Raw genomic sequence first — 18,645 nt, 5'->3', positions numbered from 1 at the left:
GATCGCGGCTTCCTGATCATTCGAGCTCGAGCGGCTGATAGCGTCCGCTCTCATCGAGCGCCGTGCCCCACACCTTGTTCGAGGCCTGGTGCTCGGAGCGCCCGAAGCCGAGCGAGGTCCCGAGGCCGAGGTCGAGGTTGCGCATCGTCTCCAGCGTGTCGATCAGCCTCTCGGTGTCGAGCTGCGGTCCGGCCCGCTTGATGCCCTGGATCAGGACGTTGGCGGCGACATAGCCCTCGAGCGAGACGTAGTCGGGTGCCTCGCCAGGGAAATATTTGGCGAGCGCGTTCTTGTATTCGAGCACGGCCGACGAATAGCCCGACACCGCCGGCACCACTTGTGTCACGATCACGCCGTTCGTGTAACGCGGCCCGAGGAGCTTCAGCTCTTCGGCAAGCGCGGTGGAGCCGACGAACGAGACGTTCGAGTAGATCATGCCAGGGTAGAGGTCGCGGGTCTTCTCGATGAACCGCGCCGCGGCCCGGTAGGTGGCGACCATGACCACCGCCTTGACCGGCGGCTTCGCGAGCTTCAACTGGTTGATCGCGTCGTCCACGTCGACGGTGTTTCGCGCATAGTTGAGGCGAAGGATGGCGCCGTCGTTCACGCCCATCGAGCGGAACGCTTTTGCGACGCCCGCAAATCCGGCATCGCCGTAGGAGTCCTGCTGCGCAAAGACCGCGATCTGCCGGGGCTGCAGCCGGCGTATCTTGACGAGGTAACGAACGACCGCGTCGGTTTCCTGAACATAGCTGGCGCGATAGTTGAAGACGTAGCGATCCGGCGGATCGTTGCGCAGGATGCTGGCGCCGGTGAAGGCCCCGAAGAACAGCATCCGGCGTTCGAGCGCATAGGGGATCGCCACCGCCGAGGTCGGGGTGCCGACATTGCCGACGATGCCGAACACCTGGTCCTTTTCATAGAGCTGCTTCATGGCCTCGCCAGTGCGCGAGGGCTCGTAGCCGTCGTCGGCGGCGAACAATTTCAGCATCCGGCCGTCCACGCCGCCGGAATCGTTGATCCGGTTGAAGGCGGTTTCGATTCCGAGTTTCATCTGGCGGCCGAGCTCGCGGGCCGAGCCGGAGAAGGGGGCTGCGATGCCGAAGCGAATTTCCTTTTCGCCGATGCCGCGCGGCAGCGGGCCGGTCGGGACATTGGCTGTCGGCGCGGTCGCCGCGTTGGCGGCGGTCGCAGCGGCGGCCGGCGACGGGCCGATGACGCTGGAGAGGCTCGGTCCGGAGATCGAGCGTTCGAGATCGGCCAACTGACGGTCGGCCCGGATGCAATCGATCCTGCCCGAGGACACGGCGGCGCGTCCTTCGGCCACGGTGCGATCGAATGTCTGGGTGAGATCGGAACGCTCCGCCTCGTTCGACGAGGCTTCCCGGATCACCTGTGAAAACTTGTCGATGATGGTCTGGATGCGGGGACGCGCAATGTCGCGGCAAGCCTGTGCCGAACCGATCACGGGGCCGACGCGGCCGGCAAGGTCGCGCACGATCGTGATGTCGCCGGCGCCCTGGGCGCTGCCCGCGATGCCGAAGAGCATGGCCCCGACCAATAAGGTGACGCGGAGCGAGGTCATGGCAGACTCCTTGGGAACTACCGAAAGTCGGTTCTCGGGCATGGTCAGCCCTCCGTCTGAATTATGGGTTGGTACGTTGTGGCGCGGACGGATCCGGCTTCTCGCGCCACTGCATGAACTGCTTGAGCAATTGGCTGTCCTGCTCGGACGCCGCCGGAGCGCTCGGCGGGGTGGAGCCGAGCAGGGCCTGGAATTCGTTGATCGCAGGCTTTTGCGAAGCCTCACCGGATTGAGACAGCGCGTTCTTGATCGACTGTGTGACGTTGGTGAACGTCGACGTTGACGGCTCACCATCGCTCTGCCGCGAGCCGGGCACGGCGACGACGAAGAACAGCGCCACGAGCGCCGCGACGCCGATGGCGCCAGCGAAGCGTGCCGCGATGGTCCACAATGCCTTCTTCGACTCCAGGTCGGGTTCGTGCATGAGCTCGGGATCGAGCGGATGGCGCAGCGCATCGGATACCGCGCTCTCGAGCTGGGAGTCGAACGACACCGGAGAAAACGGCGTCTCGGGGCTTGCAGCGCGGGTCGCCGACCGCTCACGGAGCGAGCGCGGCGCGTAGTACAGCGGATCGCGGGGATTGAGATGTTCCTGCTCACTCACACTACTCATACGCTTACTCCTCATGACACTTGGCGGATTGGCACTCGGCGGATGACCCGGCGGATTGGTTGGCGGCGAAACGGCTGCGGACGTATTGGACAGGAGTTCCAGCTCCTGGAGCAGGCGCGCGGAGGAATCCACGTCCGCTCCCCAGGGGCCGCTAAGTTTGGTCGGAAGATTTGAATCAAAATGTGGGGCGTCGTCCCTGCGTCCGACGACACCTTTCTGCGAGATCATTTCTCGCTGCGAGATCATGTCTCGCGGCCACACCTTCCCCACGGCTTCCACTGCCTTAAGTCCCCTGCCGGCAAATGTCCGTCTTGCCCGACGGAATGGACTGCCAGACCCTTACAGCTGCCAGCACACATAAGTTTGTTGGAACCGCGCGAGGACTAATTTAGGTCGGAAACGTGACGAAAGTAAGTTGAGGTCTTGTTAACTACAACTCGCAAGATCCCTATAGGGATAGGGTTTGACGTGCGCGCCCCGCGACCGGCAGCAAGAAACAGCCACAAATGCGCCGAATTTGCCGCCTGTTGCGCGCTTTTCTGCGCGCGGCGCGGGTTGCCGCATTAATTACTCGTTAACCAAGTTGGCCGATTGTTAACCATTCACTAAGAAAGGCGAGTCGAAACATCATGGACGTACGAGCGGATCCCACGCGTCAATTGGTCCGGCTGCGCGGCCGTTCCTATGTCGCGTTCGTATTCAGCCCCGTCGTGCCGATCGTGGAATGGCTCGCCGAAATCGACGCCACGCTGGCGCGCTCGCCGGGCTATTTCGTCGGCAAGCCGATCGTGCTCGATCTCGCATCCGTCGACCTCTCCGGCGCCGCCATCGCTCATCTCGTGAACAGCCTCAACGAGCGCGGCATTCGCGTCCTCGGCATCGAGGGCGTGGACGAAGAGCGGCTTGCGGCGAACATGCCGCCCTTGCTGACCGGCGGGCGCGCCTGCGTGATCACGCGAAGCGAGCCGGCGCAGAAGCCGGAGGCCAAGCCGAAGCCGACCTCGCTGCTGCTCGATAGCCCGGTGCGTTCGGGCCAGTCGATCGTCTTCATCGAGGGCGACGTCACCGTGCTGGGCTCGGTCGGGTCAGGCGCGGAGATCGTCGCCGGCGGATCGATCCACATCTACGGGACGCTGCGCGGCCGCGCGATGGCGGGCGTCAACGGCAATTCCAATGCGCGGATCTACTGCCAGAAGATCGAGGCGGAGCTGCTCGCCATCGACGGCTACTACCAGACTGCAGAAGAAATCGACATCTCGCTCCGCAACCGCCCGGCGCAAGCCTGGCTGGAGGGGGACACCATGAAAATTACCCCGCTGAATTAACCGGTTAAGGAGATCGCGTATGGCCAAGGTGCTGGTCGTTACCTCGGGCAAGGGAGGCGTTGGAAAGACCACCTCGACGGCTGCGCTCGGCGCGGCGCTTGCGCAAAGCGGGCAGAGCGTTGTGGTGGTCGATTTCGACGTCGGCCTGCGCAACCTCGACCTCGTGATGGGCGCCGAACGCCGCGTGGTGTTCGACCTCATCAATGTCGTTCAGGGCGTCGCGAAGCTGCCGCAGGCGTTGATCCGCGACAAGCGGCTGGAAAATCTCTGGCTGCTGCCAGCCTCGCAGACGAGGGACAAGGATGCGCTGACCGACGAAGGCGTCGGCCGCGTCATCGCCGAGCTCAGGAGTCGGTTCGACTGGATCCTGTGCGACAGCCCGGCCGGCATCGAGCGCGGCGCGACGCTCGCCATGCGCTATGCCGACGAAGCCGTCATCGTCACCAATCCCGAGGTTTCCTCGGTGCGCGATTCCGACCGCATCATCGGCATGCTCGATTCGAAGACGGTGAGGGCGGAACGCGGCGAGCGCGTGGAAAAGCACGTGCTGATCAGCCGTTACGATCCGGCGCGCGCCGCGCGCGGCGAGATGCTCACGATCGACGACATCCTCGAAATCCTCGCCACCCCGCTGCTCGGCATCATCCCCGAGAGCCAGGAAGTGCTTAAAGCGTCAAACGTCGGCACGCCGGTGACGCTCAACAATGCCGAGAGCGCGCCGGCGCGCGCCTATATCGATGCCTCGCGCCGCCTGATGGGTGAGGAAGTCGCCATGGTCGTGCCCGCCGAACGCAAGGGCTTCATGGACCGGCTACTCGGACGGAGGGCTGCATGAGCATGAGGCTGCTGCGGCTGTTCGGCAGCCGCACTGCGACTGCCCCGGTTGCCCGGGAGCGGCTGCAGATCCTGCTGTCGCACGAGCGCGGGCTGCTCGGCCAGTCCGACCTGCTCGTCACGCTGCGGGAGGAGATTCTCGCCGTGGTGTCGAAACACGTACAGCTCGACCCCGACAAGGTGATCGTCAAGCTGGAGCGGGGCAAGTCCGTCTCGACGCTCGAAGTCGATATTGAAGTGCCCAACAATTTCGACAAGGCGAAGGCGGCGGTCGAGAGGCGCATGGCGGGCTAGGGATCTTTCGTGTCGCGGATGCTGCGCCGCGCGCCGCGTCCGCGACACGATCGTTCCACCGTGTGAGGCCTACCCCACCATCCGGTCCCGGCCGGTCCAGAAGCCAGCCTTCAGCACCTTCTTGTCGACCTTGCCGACGCCGGTCATCGGCAACTCGCTGACGAACTTGATGTGTTTTGGCGCGTGCGCCGAGCCCTTCTTCGCCTTCACCAGGTTGATCAACTCATCCGCGTTTGGTCGCGCGCCTTCGCGGGCGACGATCACGGCGGTGACGGCCTCGCCCCACTTCTCATCGGGCACGCCAACCACGGCGACCATCGCGACGTCGGCATGCTGTGACAACACATCCTCGACCTCGCGTGGAAAAATGTTGAATCCGCCGGAGACGATCATGTCCTTCTTGCGATCGAGGATGAACATGTAGCCGCGCTCATCGGCGCGGGCGACGTCGCCGGTGTGCAGCCAGCCGCTCTTGAGCGTCTCCGCCGTGGCGTCCGGCCGCTTCCAGTATTCGGCCATCACATGGCCGGCGCGCACGCAGATCTCGCCGGCCTCGCCGGTCTCGACTTCCTGGTCGTCATTGTCGAGAATTTTGACCTGACAGGCGGCGATCGGGAATCCGCAGGATAAAAACAGCTCCGGCGTCCCGGGGTCGTGGTCGGCCTTGCGCAGCACCGACACCGGATAGCATTCGGTCTGGCCGTAAAGCTGCGAGAACACCGGCCCGATCCGCTCGATGCCTTCGACCAGCCGGCTCGGCGACATCGCGGACGCGCCATACAGCAGCAATTCAAGCGAGGAGAGATCGGTCTTGTCGAGCGAGGGATGATCCAGCATCACATAAATCATCGTCGGCACGAACAGGGTGAAGTTGATCTTCTCGCGCTCGATGGTCTTGAACACGGCTTCAGGGTCAAAACCCCTGAGCATGTGCACGGTGCCGCCGCGCATCAGCGTCGGCAGCACTTTGGTGCCCGCGACATGGCTGATCGGCGCAACGGTGAGATAACGCGGGGTATCCGGAATTTCGAAATCGGCGAGGATGGCATTGGCATAGCCGCTATATTCGCGGTGGTGCCGCAGCGCGCCCTTGGATTTGCCGGTCGTGCCGCCGGTGTAATTGAGCGAGGCGATATCGTCGGGGCCGGCAAAGCTGCGCGCCGTGGCGCTGCCGGCCGTATCGATCGCCTGCAGGAGATCGGCGCCGTAATCGGCCGGCCCAAGCGTGAAGACGGTTTTCAGGCTTGATGCCTTGGCGGCGAGCTCGCCGCCGCGATCGCGGAAGGTGACGCCGTCGACCACCAGTATCTGCGCTCCGGAATCTTCCAGTTGAAACAGTTGATCGTCCAGCGACCCCAACGGATGCAGCCAGGTGATCGCAAACCGCGACAATTGCGCGACGCAGCCGGCGCACCAGGTATCGGCGCGGTTGGCGGTGAGGAACGCGACGCGGGTGCCGGGTGCAAAGCCCAGCTGCATGAAGACGCTCTGGATGCGGCCGATCATATCGGTCGCGCCGCGATAGGTGATCGATCCGCCCGGCCAGCTAAATGCGGTGCGTTCGGGGTAGCGCGCCAGCGCCCGCAAGGTCTGCTCGCACGCCGCCGGAAACGCATAGAGCGGATTGCTCATTTTTTTCTCCCCTGTTTTGTAATTGGCCTTCGCCCGTGCCAATGTTCCGGCAACGCTAACACAACAAGAAGTCCGCTCAAGTCGGGAAGAAGCACTTTGCCAACAATCGACCCCCTCGCGCGCTTTCGCGACCGCCTCATGCTGCCGCTGATCGCGGCACCGATGTTTCTCGTCTCCGGTGTTGAACTGGTAGTGGCCGCCTGCCGCAACGGCGTGATCGGTTCGTTTCCCACGGTGAATTGCCGCAGCTCCGAACAACTGGACGAATGGCTGACGGATATCGACATCAGGTTGAAGGCGCATGCGGATGCAGGCGGCAAGCCGTCAGCGCCGGTCTGCGCCAACCTGATCGTGCACCGCTCCAACGCGCGGCTGGAGCAGGATCTAATGGTGCTGCTGAGGCACCGGCCCGAAATGGTGATCACCTCGGTCGGATCGCCGGCGCCGGTAATTGGGCCGTTGCATGATGCCGGCGCGCTGGTCTTTGCCGATGTCGCCTCCATCCGCCATGCCGAGCGTGCCGTTGCTGCCGGCGCCGACGGCCTGGTGCTGCTGACGGCCGGCGCGGGCGGCCAGACCGGCTGGCTCAATCCCTTCGTGTTCGTGCGCGCCGTGCGCGCGTTCTTCGACGGGCCATTGGTGCTGGCGGGCGGCATCAGCGATGGCCACGCGTTGCGCGCCGCGCAGGCGCTTGGCTGCGACCTTGCCTATATGGGTACCAAGTTCATCGCTACCCGCGAGAGCATGGCGGATATCAGATACAAGGAGCTGCTGGTTGCCAGCACAGCCGACGATGTCCTGCTGACGTCGGCGTTCACGGGCCTGCAGACCAACATGCTGCGCCCATCGATCGAGGCCGCCGGTCTCGATCCGGATAATCTGCCGCTGCGCGGCGCGATCGATATCGGCAAGGATATCGACATCGGCGCGCGCGAAAGTCGTCCAAAACGCTGGAAGGATATCTGGAGCGCGGGGCATTCCGTTTCGGGCGTGACGGAACTGCTTTCGGTCGATGAGCTTGTGGCGCGCACATCAGCGGAGTTTCGCGAGGCCGCCGCGCGCGTCAGGCCTGGCTAGGGCGTTACCACTTCGCGCCTCTCATCTTGCAGCATTTGCATCTTGCCGCATTTGCGAAGTTCCATGCGATCGAGCGCGGTCGCGTCGCCGTGATGCGAGCAAATGCCAAGAGAAAGCCGTCGCAATGGCAAACTTCCGACACAGGAAGGCGGCGAAAACAGGCAATCCGACATGACGCAAGCACGAGGGCAAGGCCGATCCCGGTTTTGCCGTCGGGCGCATTTTTTCCAAAGAGGTCTTCGTGTCGCTCAAGCTCCTGCCGTCGATCCTCTTCGCCAGCGTCTTGTTCATCCTTCCGGCTTTCGCCCAGCCCGGCGGCGCGCCGGCTGCGCCTGCCGCCGATAAAGCTGACGTGCTCTCGCCCGAGCAGGCGAAGCGGGCGCTCGAGACGCTTTCCGACGACAAGAAGCGCGCGCAGGTGATCGAGACGTTGCGGGCGATCGCCAATGCCTCGCCGCAAGCCGCGGCGCCTGAGCCGAAATCCGCGATACCGCTGACGGCGGACAGCCTCGGCGCACAGCTTTTGCTTTCGGTGTCCGAGCAGGTCGGCGAGATCTCGCGCGAGGTCGCCGATGTGGTGCGGACACTGACGCATTTTCGGGCGTTCTATTACTGGTTCGTGCGGACCGCCAACGATCCGTCCGCCTATCATCAACTGCTCGATATCGCCTGGAAACTGGCGCTGGTGTTCATCTGCGCTCTTGCTGCCGAGTGGCTGGTCTTCCGCCTCATCAAGCGGCCGGTGGCGCTGTTGGAAGCGCGGCTTCCGCAAACCGCGCGCGCCCCGGTGCAGACGCTGGCCGTGGCCGATCCGCCGTCGTCGGTGGCGGATGTCGTCGCGGAACCCAAGCTGCAGCAACGGCGCCTCAGCCTGGCGCGCACCTGGCAGTCGCTGATCAGGCTGCCCTTCGTGCTCGGACGTCTCGTGCTTGAATTGTTGCCGGTGCTCGTCTTCATCGGGGTGGCCACGATGTTGCTGGGCACAGGGATCGGCGATCTCTCAACCACCCGGCTTGTGATCCTCGCGGTCGTCAATGCCTATGCGCTGTCGCGCGCGCTGATCTGCGTCGTGCGGGCGCTGGCCGGGCCGTTCGGCCTGTTTCGGGTTCGCGCGGAGACCGCTGCCTATATCGAGATATGGGCGCGCCGCATCGTTACCGTCGCCGTCGCTGGGATAGCCTTCGCCAATGTGGCGCTGCTGCTCGGCCTGCACCGCGCCGGCTACGCAACGGTGCTGCGCCTGGTGATGCTGGTCGTGCATCTCTTTGTCGTCGTCGTCATCCTGCAGTGCCGCCGCCAGGTCGCCGACGCCATTCGCGCGCCGGCGGGCCGCGACGGCGCCGCGGCCAGGATACGCAACCGCGTCGCCGGCCTCTGGCATTATCTCGCGATCGCGCTCGATCTCGCGCTGTGGGCGGTGTGGGCGCTGAACATCCGCAACGGCTACGCGCTGCTGCTGCAATATTTCGTCGGCACCGTCGCGGTCGTGCTGATCATGCGTCTCGCTACTATCCTGGTGTTGAGCCTGATCGATCGCGGCTTTCGCATCAGCCCGGATCTCCTGCAGCGCTTTCCGGGCCTGGAGACCCGCGCCAACCGCTATCTGCCGCTGTTGCGCAACATCGTCTCGACGGTGATTGCCTTCATCGGCCTCGTTGCGCTGCTGGAGGTATGGGGCGTCGACGCCATCGTCTGGTTCTATGGCGGCCAGATCGGCAGCCGGTTGCTGTCGGCGGTAGTGACCGTCGGTATTGCTGCGCTCGCTGCGGCGGCGATCTGGGAAATCAGCAACGCGTTGCTGGATCGCAAGATCAATGCGCTCTCGCGTGAGGGCCATTACGCGCGCGCGGCGCGGCTGCGCACGTTTCAGCCGATGCTGCGAACCGCGCTGTTGTGCGTGATCGTCATCGTCGTCGGCCTCACCGCGCTGAGCGAAATCGGCGTCAACGTCGCGCCACTGCTTGCCGGCGCCGGCATTGTCGGTATTGCCATCGGCTTCGGCTCGCAGAAGCTGGTGCAGGACCTCATCACCGGGCTGTTTCTGCTGCTCGAGAACACCGTCCAGGTCGGCGACAACGTCACGCTGTCAGGCTTGTCGGGCGTGGTGGAAAACGTATCGATCCGCACGCTTCGTCTGCGCTCCGGCGACGGCTCGGTGCACATCGTGCCGTTCAGCGCGGTGACGACGATCACCAATTCAAGCCGCGGCGCCGGCAACGCGGCCGTCAGCGTCAACGTCTCCTACAAGGAAGACACCGATCGCGCCGGCCAGATATTGAAGGACATCGTCGCCGAGATGCGCCGCGAGGCGGAATTCCAGCACCTGATCCGCGGCGATCTCGAACTGTGGGGCGTCGACAAGGTGGACGGCTCGATGGCCTCGATCGTCGGCCAGATTCGCTGCACCGATGCCGGCCGCTGGCCGGTGCAACGCGAATTCAACCGCCGCATGAAGCGGCGATTCCAGGAGTGCGGCGTCGAAATAGCGCCCGGCAGTCAGACCATTCTGATGCAGATACCCGCACCCGCCGATGTTGCCGCGAATGCAACGCCGAGGCGCGCGGCCGGCTAGTTCGCCACCATACCACGCGTCCTAGCGAACGATTCGGCCAAGGATGCGCGCGGCGCGGTCGATCTCCTTTTCATTCCACGCCGCGAAGCCGAGAAACAGGCCCTGCTCACCCGTCTTGTGATACAGCATGCCCGATAGCGGACGGCTGACAACGCCGGCTTCGAGCAGCCGCGCCGACAATTGCCGGTCGTTGGCCTGGCACCTTGCCAGTAGTTGCATGCCGCCGGCGGGCGCTTCGATGCTGAGCCGGCCGCCGGCTTCCGCGGCAAGCGCCTGCAGCATGCGGTCGCGCCGTCCCTTGTAGAGGCGCGTCATCCTTCTGATGTGGCCGAGATAGGCGCCCGCGCTGATGAATTCGGCCAGCGCATCCTGCATCGTGATCGACGCCAACATTCCCGTGTGGCGCTGCGCGATCTCGAAGACATCGACCAGCGCTTCAGGCACCACGAGGTAGCCGAAGCGGATGTCCGCATAGGTCGCCTTCGAGAAGGTGCCGAGATAGAACACCTGCGGTGACGTTGCGAGCCCCTGCAACGCGGCCACCGGGCGCGCCTCATAGTGAAATTCGCCGTCATAGTCGTCCTCGATGACGCAGGCGCCCGTGGCCTCGGCAAAGCGCAGCAGTTCAAGACGGCGGCCGATCGGCATCAGCCGCCCGGTCGGATACTGGTGCGAGGGGGTGACGAAGATCAGCCGCGGCGCATCCTTGGGCGGGGAGATGGCCATGCCTTGCGCGTCGAGCGGGATGGCGGAAACGATGGCGCCGGCGGCATGCAATGCGACGTTGGCGCCGCCATAGCCCGGGCTTTCGATCCACGCGTGGTCGCCGCGCTCGAGCAGCGCATTGGCGGCCAGCGTCAGGCCGGCTTGCGCCGTCGGCACGATCAGGATCTGGCTGGCTTTGGCCTTGATCCCGCGATGAACCACGAGATGCCCGAGCAGGGCTTCCTGCAGCGGTGGATGGTTGATCGGCCGGTCGCGGCGCAGCGGTGCATTTCGCGCCGCGCGACGGAGGAAACGGCTCCACGCATCGTGCGGAAACTCGCGTTCGTCCGCCAGTCCGGGCTGAAACGGCCGCGGCGGTCCGTCATGAACAGGCGGCCAGTCGGCCCGGTGCAGGCCGCCTGCCCAGGCCGACAGGTTTATCCGCTGGCTTCCGGCGCGGTTGCTTCGCGGCGAAGTCCTGCGATCGAGCGACAGGCCCGCGGTTACCTCCGGACGGCGTCCGGCGGAAAGCGAGAGGTAGCCTTCCGCAGCCAATTGCTCGATCGCAAACGAGACGGTGTTGCGCGACAGGGCGAGCGACCCCGCGAGTTGCCGGCTCGACGGCAGGCGCTGGCCGGGCGCAAGGCGTCCCCTGGCGATGAGCTCTCGCAACTGGTCGGTCAGTTGGCGCGTCAGCGTTTCGCTGCCGTCGCGGGCGAGGTCGAGCATTCCGGGCAACAGGTCGTCCATAACTGGCACCACAAATCTGCCAAGACTGGTTCTTTCATTAGGGCCAGTTGAAGGGCTAGGCAATGCGGATCACTTCGTGACGGGACGCGTTCGAGATGGCCAGTGGACTTTCAACCCGCAGCGCGGCGGTGCTGCTCGCCGGTGTCGTGCTGGCGTGGGGGACCAACTGGCCGGTGACCAAGATGATCGTGCAGGACGTGCCGCCATTATGGGCGACGGCACTGCGCTGCATGATCGCCGCTGCGATGCTGGCGCCGATGTTGTGGGCGCAGGGGCAATTCATCGTCCCGAAGCGCGGCGACCTGCCGGTGGTGTTCTGCACCTCGATCCTGCATCTGGTGGCGTTTTCGGCGCTGGTCGCGGCCGGGCTGCAGTTCGTGCCGGCGGGCAGGGCGATCGTGCTCGGCTATACCACGCCCCTATGGGTCGCGATCGGCGCCGCAATGCTCCTGTCGGAGCCCATCACGCGAAGGCGCGTCATCGGTATCGGCTGCGGCTTGGCGGGGCTTGCGGTCATCTTCAATCCGCAGACGCTGAACTGGGGCGACCGCGACGCGCTGTTCGGCAGCGGCCTGATTCTGCTCGCAGCATTCTGCTGGGCCGGCAACATCGTCTACGTCCGGGCGCATAAATGGATTTCGACGCCCTTCCAGCTCGTGTTCTGGCAGGTATTGCTGGCGGCCGCGCTGCTTTCGGCCATGGCCTGGATCACCGAAGGCGCGCCGCACATCGCGTGGACCGCGCGTCTTTCCGCCCTGATGCTCTATAGCGGAATTGTCTGCACGGCGTTCGCCAACTGGGCGATGACGATGGTGAACCGAAGCCTGCCCGCCGTCACCACCTCGCTATGCTTGCTGGCGACGCCGCTGCTCGGGATCATCAGCGCGACCGTGATGCTGAACGAGCCGCTCGAGCCGTCGCTGTTTCTGGCGATGACGCTGATCATCGGCGGCATCGCGCTCGGCACCGTTGCCGGAGGCTCGCTTCGGCTAAGAACGTCCTAATTCGCCACGAAATACCAGTCCTTGTCGTAGCGGACGAGTTGGCTCGGCGGCTTGTCCTCGAACTCGAAGAACAGCCTGGGATCGCCACCCGGCGGTACGCGCAGGAAGCCGGTGAAATGGTGCTTCAGGCCGCGCGAGGTCAGAAACAGCACGTAGGTGCCTTCGTCCGTCTCATCGACGACGATGTCGTTACCACCAGCGGAAACGTTGGGCTCGCGGTCGCCGAGCGCGATCAGGTTCTTGTTGTAGGAGACGTTGGGCTTCAGTTCGCCGGCCTCGACCCGCGCCACGATCCGTTCGCGGACCTGCCGGTACCAGCGGAAATTCTGCTCGAGGGCGATCTTGTGCAGCGGTGCGTAGGCGAGAATGGCGAGCGTCAGCGCGCAGATCAGGAAAGGGAGGGCGAATTTCGCGCCGCCCGAGCGGATATTCAAAAGCAGCGTCGCCGACCACACGATGCCGCCGAAGAACACGAGCGCCACCAGCGGCACGACGACGAGCAGGACGAAGCCGGACGGCCAGTCCGCCATCGACAGCTCGAATGTCGCGACCGACAGCGTGAAGGCTGAAATCGCGATGGCCGCCACCAGCGCGGCGCGAACCGACGGCCCGGTCGTGGCCGTTGTCGTCTGAGGTATCGCTGCGGCCATGCCGGGCTGTTCCGCTCCGCCGTTCGCTAAAGGTTCCGGCCCGTGCCCTTGCGAGGCTTAACGCGCCGTTAACCATATCGGCCCCAACAATAGCCCCAGAGGATGGTCGGCCGCCATGGCCGGCCGGACGGCAAATCGAAGGGGTAAAGGAATGGATCTCGATCAATATCTTGCTGCCAAAACCCCGGCGACCCTCCACGAGATCACCCGGCGGGTGATGTTTGCGCTCGATCGGCATCCGCTGTGCCGCGGTATCGAATTCGAGGTCGTCAGCCTGCCGCGCAGCCGCAAGAGCAACTGGACCGTCACCCTGCAGGCGATCGAGCCCGACGCCCTGTGGGAGGCGTCCGATATCGTGGCCGATATCCAGGAAGCCTACGAACTGGCCGCGGCGGCCTGATTCCGGGCTGTTTAGGGACGATTTCCCCAGCTTTTTGATCGCGTTACGGCTCCGATTGGCATCGTAACGCCTCAATTGTCATCCAGTTTTCGGCAAAAGGGCCAAACGTCGGCGGCAATGGAGACCTTTTTGACCAAAACCATGACCATCGTCGCGCTGATCTGCTTTCTCGTGGTCGGCGCTGCCGCCACCGCCATTCTCGGCCGCGACAGCATACCTGCGGCGCTGCCTCAACTGGCGTCTGCTTATGTTGCTACCGCCCAGACGCCTGCTTCTGTCCAGACGCCGGTGTCGAACAAGGAAAACAAGAAGGACCGGCTGGCTGTCGTGAGCTATGCGGCGGCCGCCTATGAGCCGCCGCAGACCACCGCGGCGCTGAGCGATTCGTTGCGCCAGGCCTATGCCTCGACCGGCCCCGCCGATATCGGGCTGCCGAAGGAAGTCGCGCCTGCCGCGCCGATGGCGCCCGCCGCATCATCGCCTGTGGCGCCGCCGAAGCCCAAGGCTGTTGCCAAGCCGCAGCCGCAACCCCAGAAGAACTATGCGCTCCTGAGCGACGTCCAGATCGCCGGAATCAAGGATCGCCTGAAACTGTCCGCGTCGCAGGAATCCTACTGGCCGCCGGTGGAGAGCGCGCTGCGCGCCGTCGCCCGCAAGATTCATGCGGGCCGGCAGGCCAACCCGACCGCTGCGGGCGTGCCGATCGATCCCGAATCCGCCGAAGTCCAGCAGTTGAAATCGGCGGCGATGCCGCTGCTGTTCCAGTTGCGTGAAGACCAGAAGAGCGAAGTCCGCTCGCTCGCCCGCATCATCGGCCTGGAAAAAGTCGCCGCGATGATTTGAGCGGAGAACGCTGCGATTGCAGCGCCGCCGGTTCCGATTCCCTCACGCTGCCGTGCAGGAACATCGGCCCATGCCACGCGTTGCCCGCGTGGATTGAGGGAGCCGAACCATGCGGATATCGACGGCTTACTTTGCCGGCGCGGGAACCGTGATCGTGGCAGTCGCCGCCGGTCTCGGCGGTGGCTATCTGGCTGCCAACATTACCAGCCCGCCCTTGCAGACGGTGTCCAAGCTGGAACGCAGGATGTCGGCGGAGCCGATTCACGTTTCGACGGCGCCAGTGGAGCCGGTGCCGCATGTCGCGGCGACGACGAATACCGCTTCCGCGCCGCCACAGGAACAGCCACAGCAGCAAACGCCACAGCCGCAGCAGCAAACAGAGGCCGCAGCGCCATCAGCCAATAACGCGCGCGCCGAAGAGAAGGCGGCCGATAACGTAGTGGCCGCGCAGCCCGTCCAATCGCCGCCGCAACCTGCAAAACCTGCCGAACAGGCCGACGAAAAGACCGCCGCGCCTCGCGACGCCCTCGCCAGGAACCGCGATGCCGACATCAAACGCGCGGACGCCGAAAAGCGGCGCGCCGAGCGGCGCCAGCGCTGGGCCGACAAGCGCCGCTTCCAGCAACCGCGCGAGCAGGAGCTCGAGGCGGTCGAAGGGAGCGTACGCGAAGTGACCGAGCCGCGGCGGATCAGGATCCGGGAAGAAGGCGAACCGAGAGAGATGTTCGCCGCGCCGGCGAGAGGCGAAATGCCGAGGATCCGGCTGTTCGATCAGGATGACTGAATCTTTTCCCCGGTGACGACTTTTCCAGATGCGGCGTTACCCGCCGCGCGATTCCACCACCTTGCGGCAGCCATCCGACAGCTGAGCCTTGTTCGCCTTCAGGCATGCATTCATCTGCGGCGGCTTGCCGATATGTTCGGCGCAGAATTTTCCGGCATCCGAGCGGCAGGCCATCTGCTCCTGCGGGGTGGGTCCGGATTGCGCTTGAGCCAGCGAGCCGGCGGCGAGCGACAGGATCAGCGCGGCGACTGCTGTGGCAGGGACGTGGATTGATTTCATCATGAATCACCTTTCGACGGGAATCTGAGGGTTGAAAGCGCGCGGAAGCTCGTCGAGGTTGCGCCCCTGGTCCATGCCATGTTCATGGCGTCGGAAATCGGCCTGCAACTTCCGCGCGCACGCTCACACCATTTTCATGGGATGTTGCCGCGCGCATCGATGGACCATGTACATCTCGCGTCGGCTGCGGTGACCGATCGGCACATCGCAAAGAGCTGCACGCCCAATTTTCGGAGATGACACATGTTGAAGAAGACAGGTTGGCTGAGCGCTGGTCTGACGCTTGCGGCGTTCTCGGCCGTGGCTTCGTTCGCGCCGGGCGGTGTGGGTTCGGCCCAGGCCGCGGTGGTTTACTGCAAGACGGTCGGCGTGCCGAAGGGTTGCGTGGTGCGGCCGACGCCGGTTGCGGCAGCGGTGGTCGCTACACCGGTCGTCGGCGTCGCCCGTGTCGGCGTCGGTGCTCCCGGCGTCGGCGTTCGTGCCGGCACCCCCATGAACCGCGGTGGCCCGGTCAATCGCGTCGGCCGTCGCTGAGGTAAAAAGCTAACCAGCAACGCCGTCGCTGTCGGGAAAGCGGTGAGGCAATGTCAGTCTCACGCGCGTGCCTTGATGGCTCCCTTGATCAGTCTCTTGGGCGCAGGAGCTCAGTTCCAGCTCCGCGCCACAGCGCGCAGCGCGGCTTCGCATGTTGCGCAAGCCGCGCGCCGCTTTTATCGCGCCTGCCGCCGCACCATTCGATGTGATCTCAAAACCCTGGCCGTCGTCCTCGATGGTGATGCAGCCGCGGTCGAGGCCATCGGCGCCTGCGAGCGTCTCGATTCTTACCGTGATACGCCGCGCATTGGCATGCTTGACCGCATTGGTCACGGCCTCATCCAGCAGCCGCACGATCTGGATCACATGCCACGGCCGCAGTTCGGGATGCACCGGCAGGCCTTGCGCCGTGACCGCGCGCCAGTCGAGCGCGATGTCGTGCGGACGCAGCTGCGCCGTGGCGCGTTCGCGCCACGAGCCCAGCGCCAGCATCAGATCGCCGCCGATGTCGTCCATCGAATCGATGACGAGACGCAGATCCTTCAGCGCCGCGCGCGCCGCATCGCCGATTCCCGCGCTGCCATTACCGCGCTCGCTCAAGGCCACGATGCTGACGAGCTGGCCGCCGAGCCCGTCATGCAGGTCGCGCATCAGCCGCGTGCGCTCCCGCGCCAGCGCCGCGACGCGGGCGCGCTCCTCCTCGCGGGCGAAGCTGGCCTTCAGTTTCTCTTCCGCCTCGCGCACCTGGGTAACGAGGCGGCCGGCAAATCCGTCGACCTCGTTCAGCGCCCGGGCGAACCGCCAGGTCAGGCCCGCGCCGATCGCCACCAGCATCGCCGAATAGGACAGCCGCGCGGTGAAGATGCGATTGGGCATCATCTGAAATACCGAGAGCAGGTCGACAACCCAGCAGGTCAGCATGATCGTGACCGCGCAGCCGAGCAGGAGGCTGGCGACATTCCGCCGCTCCAGCATCGAGCGGGCGGTTACGACAGCTATGATGAGAAGGGATACGCCAACCATCGGCACGGCGAGATACAGGAACAGCGCGCGCACCATCGCCTGATTTCCGAACAGTCCGGCTAGCGCCAGCAGCACGCCGGGAATGAAAATGATCCAGCCGTAGCGCTGCCATTTCCAGCCCGAGAACAACAGCGCAAATGTCAGCACCAGCCCGCTTTCAATCGGAGCTGAAGAAATCAGGATCACGTTGAGCCGCGAAAACGGCGTCTCGCCCATCGGCGTTTGCAGGAACGCCTGCCCGACACCCACCGCCATTGCCGCGGCCAGAACGCCATAGGCTGGCTCATGGCGCCGCATCACCCACATGATGCCGAGAATGACCGCGAGGATCGCCTGCCAGGACGAGAACACCACCGGCAGGGTGACAAAGATCAAAGTTCTCAGATCATAGGTCGGGCGCAACAATTCGTCCGGGCCGACCCAGATGCGATCGAGGAAGCCGGTAATCGGGCCCCAGATGAACAGCCGGATTGCAATCGCGTTGTCACCGTCGCGCAGCACCGACGCCGGGATCACCGCAATCGCCGGCGTGTTGCGGTCGGGGCGGTTGGCGGCGGGATCGCGCCGGCTGTCGAGGATCACCACGTCGTTGACGCTGACTTCGACGCCGTTGGTGAAGCGCGGCAGGAACACCGACCAGGCCCGCGCTTCGCCGGCCGAGCGGACGAATTGTCCGCTGAAGCGGGGCGGATCGTTCATCGCATTCCGCAACGAGGAGAAATACGGCAGCGTCACCGCGCGCTCGACACGTGCTTCGGTCAGGTTGAACGCCGTGACCTGATACTGGGCGGGAGGTCCGGGAAGCGACTGCAGCAGCGCCAGGACGCAGGCGCCGGCGATCACCGCCTGCAGCAGGAGATACTGGATCAGGCGCGACGTCTGCAGCCGCCGCCGTTCGCGGGCGGGCAGCTGTTCCGCCGTCGCGTCCTCGTCGTGGTCGTTCACAACTTTATCAAGCCTTGCTGGACCGCCTCGAACACCGCTTCGCCCCGGGTATGAACCTCGAGCTTGCGATAGATGTTCTTGATATGCCCGGGCACGGTCTGGCGCGACAGGCCGAGATGGCTGGCGATCTCGGCGTAGCTGAAACCCTTGGCGATGCCCCAGAGGATGTCGATCTCGCGCGGCGTCAGCTTTGCGGTGTTGAGCGCAGGGCCGGGCGGCGGCTCGGGCGTGTTCTGGGTCCGCCGCACGATGAAGCGCGCGATCGAGGCCGAGATCGGCGAATGCCCGGCGACGAGGTCGCGCACGGTGGCGGCGATGTCGGTCGGGAAGGCGTCCTTGAGCAGATAGCCGGTCGCGCCGACGGTGATCGCGGAGATCACGCTTTCCTCATCGCCGAGGATCGAGATCACCATGATCTCGGTGTCGGGAAAGCGCTGCCGTGTTTCGCGGATCAGGTCGACGCCGTGGCCGTCGGGCAATTGAAGATCGGTCAGCAGCACCCTTGGCGCACCCTGTGCGAGACATGCGCGGGCTTCCGTGAGCGTGCCGGCGGCCCTGACCTGATACCCGGCCTTGGCCAGCGCGTCCTGCAGCCGCCAAAGCGTCGGCGCGTCGTCCTCGACCAGCACGACCGTGATGGCCTCCACCTTCGGCTCATCGTTCAATGAATTCATCTGAAAAACTCCGGCCGCCTGTCCCTGCGGCCCTTGGCCAAGTGTAACGCCGCGGCGGCTTTTTGCGACACCCATGTTCATGGGGCGGGAGTTTTACGAGATTCGGGGGAGGCACGGCGGGC

18 protein-coding genes are annotated in these 18,645 nt (G+C 64.9%); 10 read left to right on the top strand and 8 right to left on the bottom strand.

The genetic code is table 11. The annotated features are described in order from the left end of the window. Positions 1–16: 16 nt before the first annotated feature. Together C7G61_RS00810 and C7G61_RS00805 are read right to left on the bottom strand one after the other, a co-directional pair. Entirely contained in the window at positions 17–1,585 is a 1,569-nt protein-coding gene (locus C7G61_RS00810) for an ABC transporter substrate-binding protein (RefSeq protein WP_420836724.1), read from the bottom strand. A 61-nt stretch (positions 1,586–1,646) separates the two neighbouring features. Further along, entirely contained in the window at positions 1,647–2,426 is a 780-nt protein-coding gene (locus C7G61_RS00805) for a hypothetical protein (RefSeq protein ID WP_244608087.1), read from the bottom strand. Positions 2,427–2,827: 401 nt separating this feature from the next. Here C7G61_RS00805 and minC point away from each other — a divergent pair, with 401 nt between their 5' ends. The 3 genes from minC to minE are packed head-to-tail and all read left to right on the top strand — an operon-like array spanning position 2,828 to position 4,651. Further along, a complete protein-coding gene (minC, locus tag C7G61_RS00800; protein ID WP_108512176.1) occupies positions 2,828–3,523 on the top strand; it encodes a septum site-determining protein MinC in 696 nt (231 codons plus the stop codon). Positions 3,524–3,542: 19 nt separating this feature from the next. Beyond that, positions 3,543–4,358: a septum site-determining protein MinD gene (minD, locus tag C7G61_RS00795; protein WP_108512175.1), complete on the top strand. Its 816-nt coding sequence runs from the start codon at positions 3,543–3,545 to the stop codon at positions 4,356–4,358. Beyond that, complete coding sequence (gene minE / locus C7G61_RS00790; protein WP_108512174.1) at positions 4,355–4,651, top strand: cell division topological specificity factor MinE; 297 nt, start codon at positions 4,355–4,357, stop codon at positions 4,649–4,651. Before minD ends, minE begins: the two co-directional genes overlap by 4 nt. Positions 4,652–4,720: 69 nt before the next feature. Here minE and C7G61_RS00785 read toward each other — a convergent pair whose 3' ends face one another. Beyond that, positions 4,721–6,283 (bottom strand): AMP-binding protein, encoded by a 1,563-nt coding sequence (locus C7G61_RS00785; RefSeq protein WP_108512173.1) that lies wholly within the window; start codon positions 6,281–6,283, stop codon positions 4,721–4,723. A 138-nt stretch (positions 6,284–6,421) separates the two neighbouring features. On the opposite strand from C7G61_RS00785, the gene C7G61_RS00780 reads away from it, so the two are divergent. Both C7G61_RS00780 and C7G61_RS00775 read left to right on the top strand, forming a co-directional pair. Then, complete coding sequence (locus C7G61_RS00780; RefSeq protein WP_108512771.1) at positions 6,422–7,360, top strand: NAD(P)H-dependent flavin oxidoreductase; 939 nt, start codon at positions 6,422–6,424, stop codon at positions 7,358–7,360. 241 nt (positions 7,361–7,601) lie between these two features. Beyond that, complete coding sequence (locus C7G61_RS00775; RefSeq protein ID WP_108512172.1) at positions 7,602–9,932, top strand: mechanosensitive ion channel domain-containing protein; 2,331 nt, start codon at positions 7,602–7,604, stop codon at positions 9,930–9,932. Between the two features lie 21 nt (positions 9,933–9,953). On the opposite strand, the gene pdxR is transcribed toward C7G61_RS00775, so the two are convergent. Next, positions 9,954–11,387, bottom strand: a complete 1,434-nt coding sequence (pdxR, locus tag C7G61_RS00770) for a MocR-like pyridoxine biosynthesis transcription factor PdxR (protein WP_108512171.1) — start codon at positions 11,385–11,387, stop codon at positions 9,954–9,956. Between the two features lie 95 nt (positions 11,388–11,482). Here pdxR and C7G61_RS00765 point away from each other — a divergent pair, with 95 nt between their 5' ends. Beyond that, positions 11,483–12,391, top strand: a complete 909-nt coding sequence (locus C7G61_RS00765) for a DMT family transporter (RefSeq protein ID WP_108512170.1) — start codon at positions 11,483–11,485, stop codon at positions 12,389–12,391. On the opposite strand, the gene C7G61_RS00760 is transcribed toward C7G61_RS00765, so the two are convergent. After that, the gene (locus C7G61_RS00760) at positions 12,388–13,041 is read right to left on the bottom strand and encodes a hypothetical protein (RefSeq protein WP_108512169.1); all 654 of its coding nucleotides are present in this window, start codon (positions 13,039–13,041) and stop codon (positions 12,388–12,390) included. The genes C7G61_RS00765 and C7G61_RS00760 overlap by 4 nt on opposite strands. Positions 13,042–13,192: 151 nt before the next feature. Here C7G61_RS00760 and C7G61_RS00755 point away from each other — a divergent pair, with 151 nt between their 5' ends. From C7G61_RS00755 to C7G61_RS00745, 3 genes are all read left to right on the top strand, one after another. Then, positions 13,193–13,441 carry a hypothetical protein gene (locus C7G61_RS00755; RefSeq protein ID WP_108512168.1) on the top strand — a complete coding sequence of 83 codons (249 nt, stop codon included), beginning with the start codon at positions 13,193–13,195 and terminating at the stop codon, positions 13,439–13,441. A 129-nt stretch (positions 13,442–13,570) separates the two neighbouring features. After that, positions 13,571–14,284, top strand: coding sequence for a hypothetical protein (locus C7G61_RS00750; protein WP_108512770.1), 714 nt, complete (start codon positions 13,571–13,573; stop codon positions 14,282–14,284). 109 nt (positions 14,285–14,393) lie between these two features. Then, the gene (locus C7G61_RS00745; protein ID WP_108512167.1) at positions 14,394–15,068 is read left to right on the top strand and encodes a hypothetical protein; all 675 of its coding nucleotides are present in this window, start codon (positions 14,394–14,396) and stop codon (positions 15,066–15,068) included. Positions 15,069–15,104: 36 nt separating this feature from the next. On the opposite strand, the gene C7G61_RS00740 is transcribed toward C7G61_RS00745, so the two are convergent. Beyond that, on the bottom strand, positions 15,105–15,347 hold the full coding sequence (locus C7G61_RS00740; RefSeq protein WP_190241608.1) for a cysteine rich repeat-containing protein: 243 nt from the start codon (positions 15,345–15,347) through the stop codon (positions 15,105–15,107). Positions 15,348–15,590: 243 nt separating this feature from the next. Here C7G61_RS00740 and C7G61_RS00735 point away from each other — a divergent pair, with 243 nt between their 5' ends. Further along, a complete protein-coding gene (locus tag C7G61_RS00735; protein WP_108512165.1) occupies positions 15,591–15,881 on the top strand; it encodes a hypothetical protein in 291 nt (96 codons plus the stop codon). 9 nt (positions 15,882–15,890) lie between these two features. Here the strand turns inward: C7G61_RS00735 and C7G61_RS00730 are convergent, their stop codons facing one another. Together C7G61_RS00730 and C7G61_RS00725 are read right to left on the bottom strand one after the other, a co-directional pair. After that, the gene (locus C7G61_RS00730) at positions 15,891–17,849 is read right to left on the bottom strand and encodes a sensor histidine kinase (RefSeq protein WP_108512164.1); all 1,959 of its coding nucleotides are present in this window, start codon (positions 17,847–17,849) and stop codon (positions 15,891–15,893) included. Then, on the bottom strand, positions 17,846–18,523 hold the full coding sequence (locus tag C7G61_RS00725; protein ID WP_108512163.1) for a response regulator: 678 nt from the start codon (positions 18,521–18,523) through the stop codon (positions 17,846–17,848). The genes C7G61_RS00730 and C7G61_RS00725 overlap by 4 nt, the downstream gene beginning before the upstream one ends. Positions 18,524–18,645 lie beyond the last annotated feature (122 nt).

The sequence above is a fragment of the Bradyrhizobium algeriense genome (assembly GCF_003062295.1).
GTDB lineage: Bacteria > Pseudomonadota > Alphaproteobacteria > Rhizobiales > Xanthobacteraceae > Bradyrhizobium > Bradyrhizobium algeriense.
The sequence above is the reverse complement of the archived record's forward strand: the minus strand, read 5'-3'. Positions and strand labels throughout refer to the sequence as shown.

Coding starts and splice junctions, on each gene's coding strand:
- C7G61_RS00745 (WP_108512167.1), top strand. CDS start 14,394: ATGCGGATATCGACGGCTTACTTTGCCGGCGCGGGAACCGTGATCGTG.
- C7G61_RS00760 (WP_108512169.1), bottom strand. CDS start 13,041: ATGGCCGCAGCGATACCTCAGACGACAACGGCCACGACCGGGCCGTCG.
- pdxR (WP_108512171.1), bottom strand. CDS start 11,387: ATGGACGACCTGTTGCCCGGAATGCTCGACCTCGCCCGCGACGGCAGC.
- C7G61_RS00805 (WP_244608087.1), bottom strand. CDS start 2,426: ATGATCTCGCAGAAAGGTGTCGTCGGACGCAGGGACGACGCCCCACAT.
- minC (WP_108512176.1), top strand. CDS start 2,828: ATGGACGTACGAGCGGATCCCACGCGTCAATTGGTCCGGCTGCGCGGC.
- C7G61_RS00740 (WP_190241608.1), bottom strand. CDS start 15,347: ATGAAATCAATCCACGTCCCTGCCACAGCAGTCGCCGCGCTGATCCTG.
- C7G61_RS00810 (WP_420836724.1), bottom strand. CDS start 1,585: ATGACCTCGCTCCGCGTCACCTTATTGGTCGGGGCCATGCTCTTCGGC.
- minD (WP_108512175.1), top strand. CDS start 3,543: ATGGCCAAGGTGCTGGTCGTTACCTCGGGCAAGGGAGGCGTTGGAAAG.
- C7G61_RS00785 (WP_108512173.1), bottom strand. CDS start 6,283: ATGAGCAATCCGCTCTATGCGTTTCCGGCGGCGTGCGAGCAGACCTTG.
- C7G61_RS00755 (WP_108512168.1), top strand. CDS start 13,193: ATGGATCTCGATCAATATCTTGCTGCCAAAACCCCGGCGACCCTCCAC.
- C7G61_RS00735 (WP_108512165.1), top strand. CDS start 15,591: ATGTTGAAGAAGACAGGTTGGCTGAGCGCTGGTCTGACGCTTGCGGCG.
- C7G61_RS00765 (WP_108512170.1), top strand. CDS start 11,483: ATGGCCAGTGGACTTTCAACCCGCAGCGCGGCGGTGCTGCTCGCCGGT.
- C7G61_RS00725 (WP_108512163.1), bottom strand. CDS start 18,523: ATGAATTCATTGAACGATGAGCCGAAGGTGGAGGCCATCACGGTCGTG.
- minE (WP_108512174.1), top strand. CDS start 4,355: ATGAGCATGAGGCTGCTGCGGCTGTTCGGCAGCCGCACTGCGACTGCC.
- C7G61_RS00780 (WP_108512771.1), top strand. CDS start 6,422: ATGCTGCCGCTGATCGCGGCACCGATGTTTCTCGTCTCCGGTGTTGAA.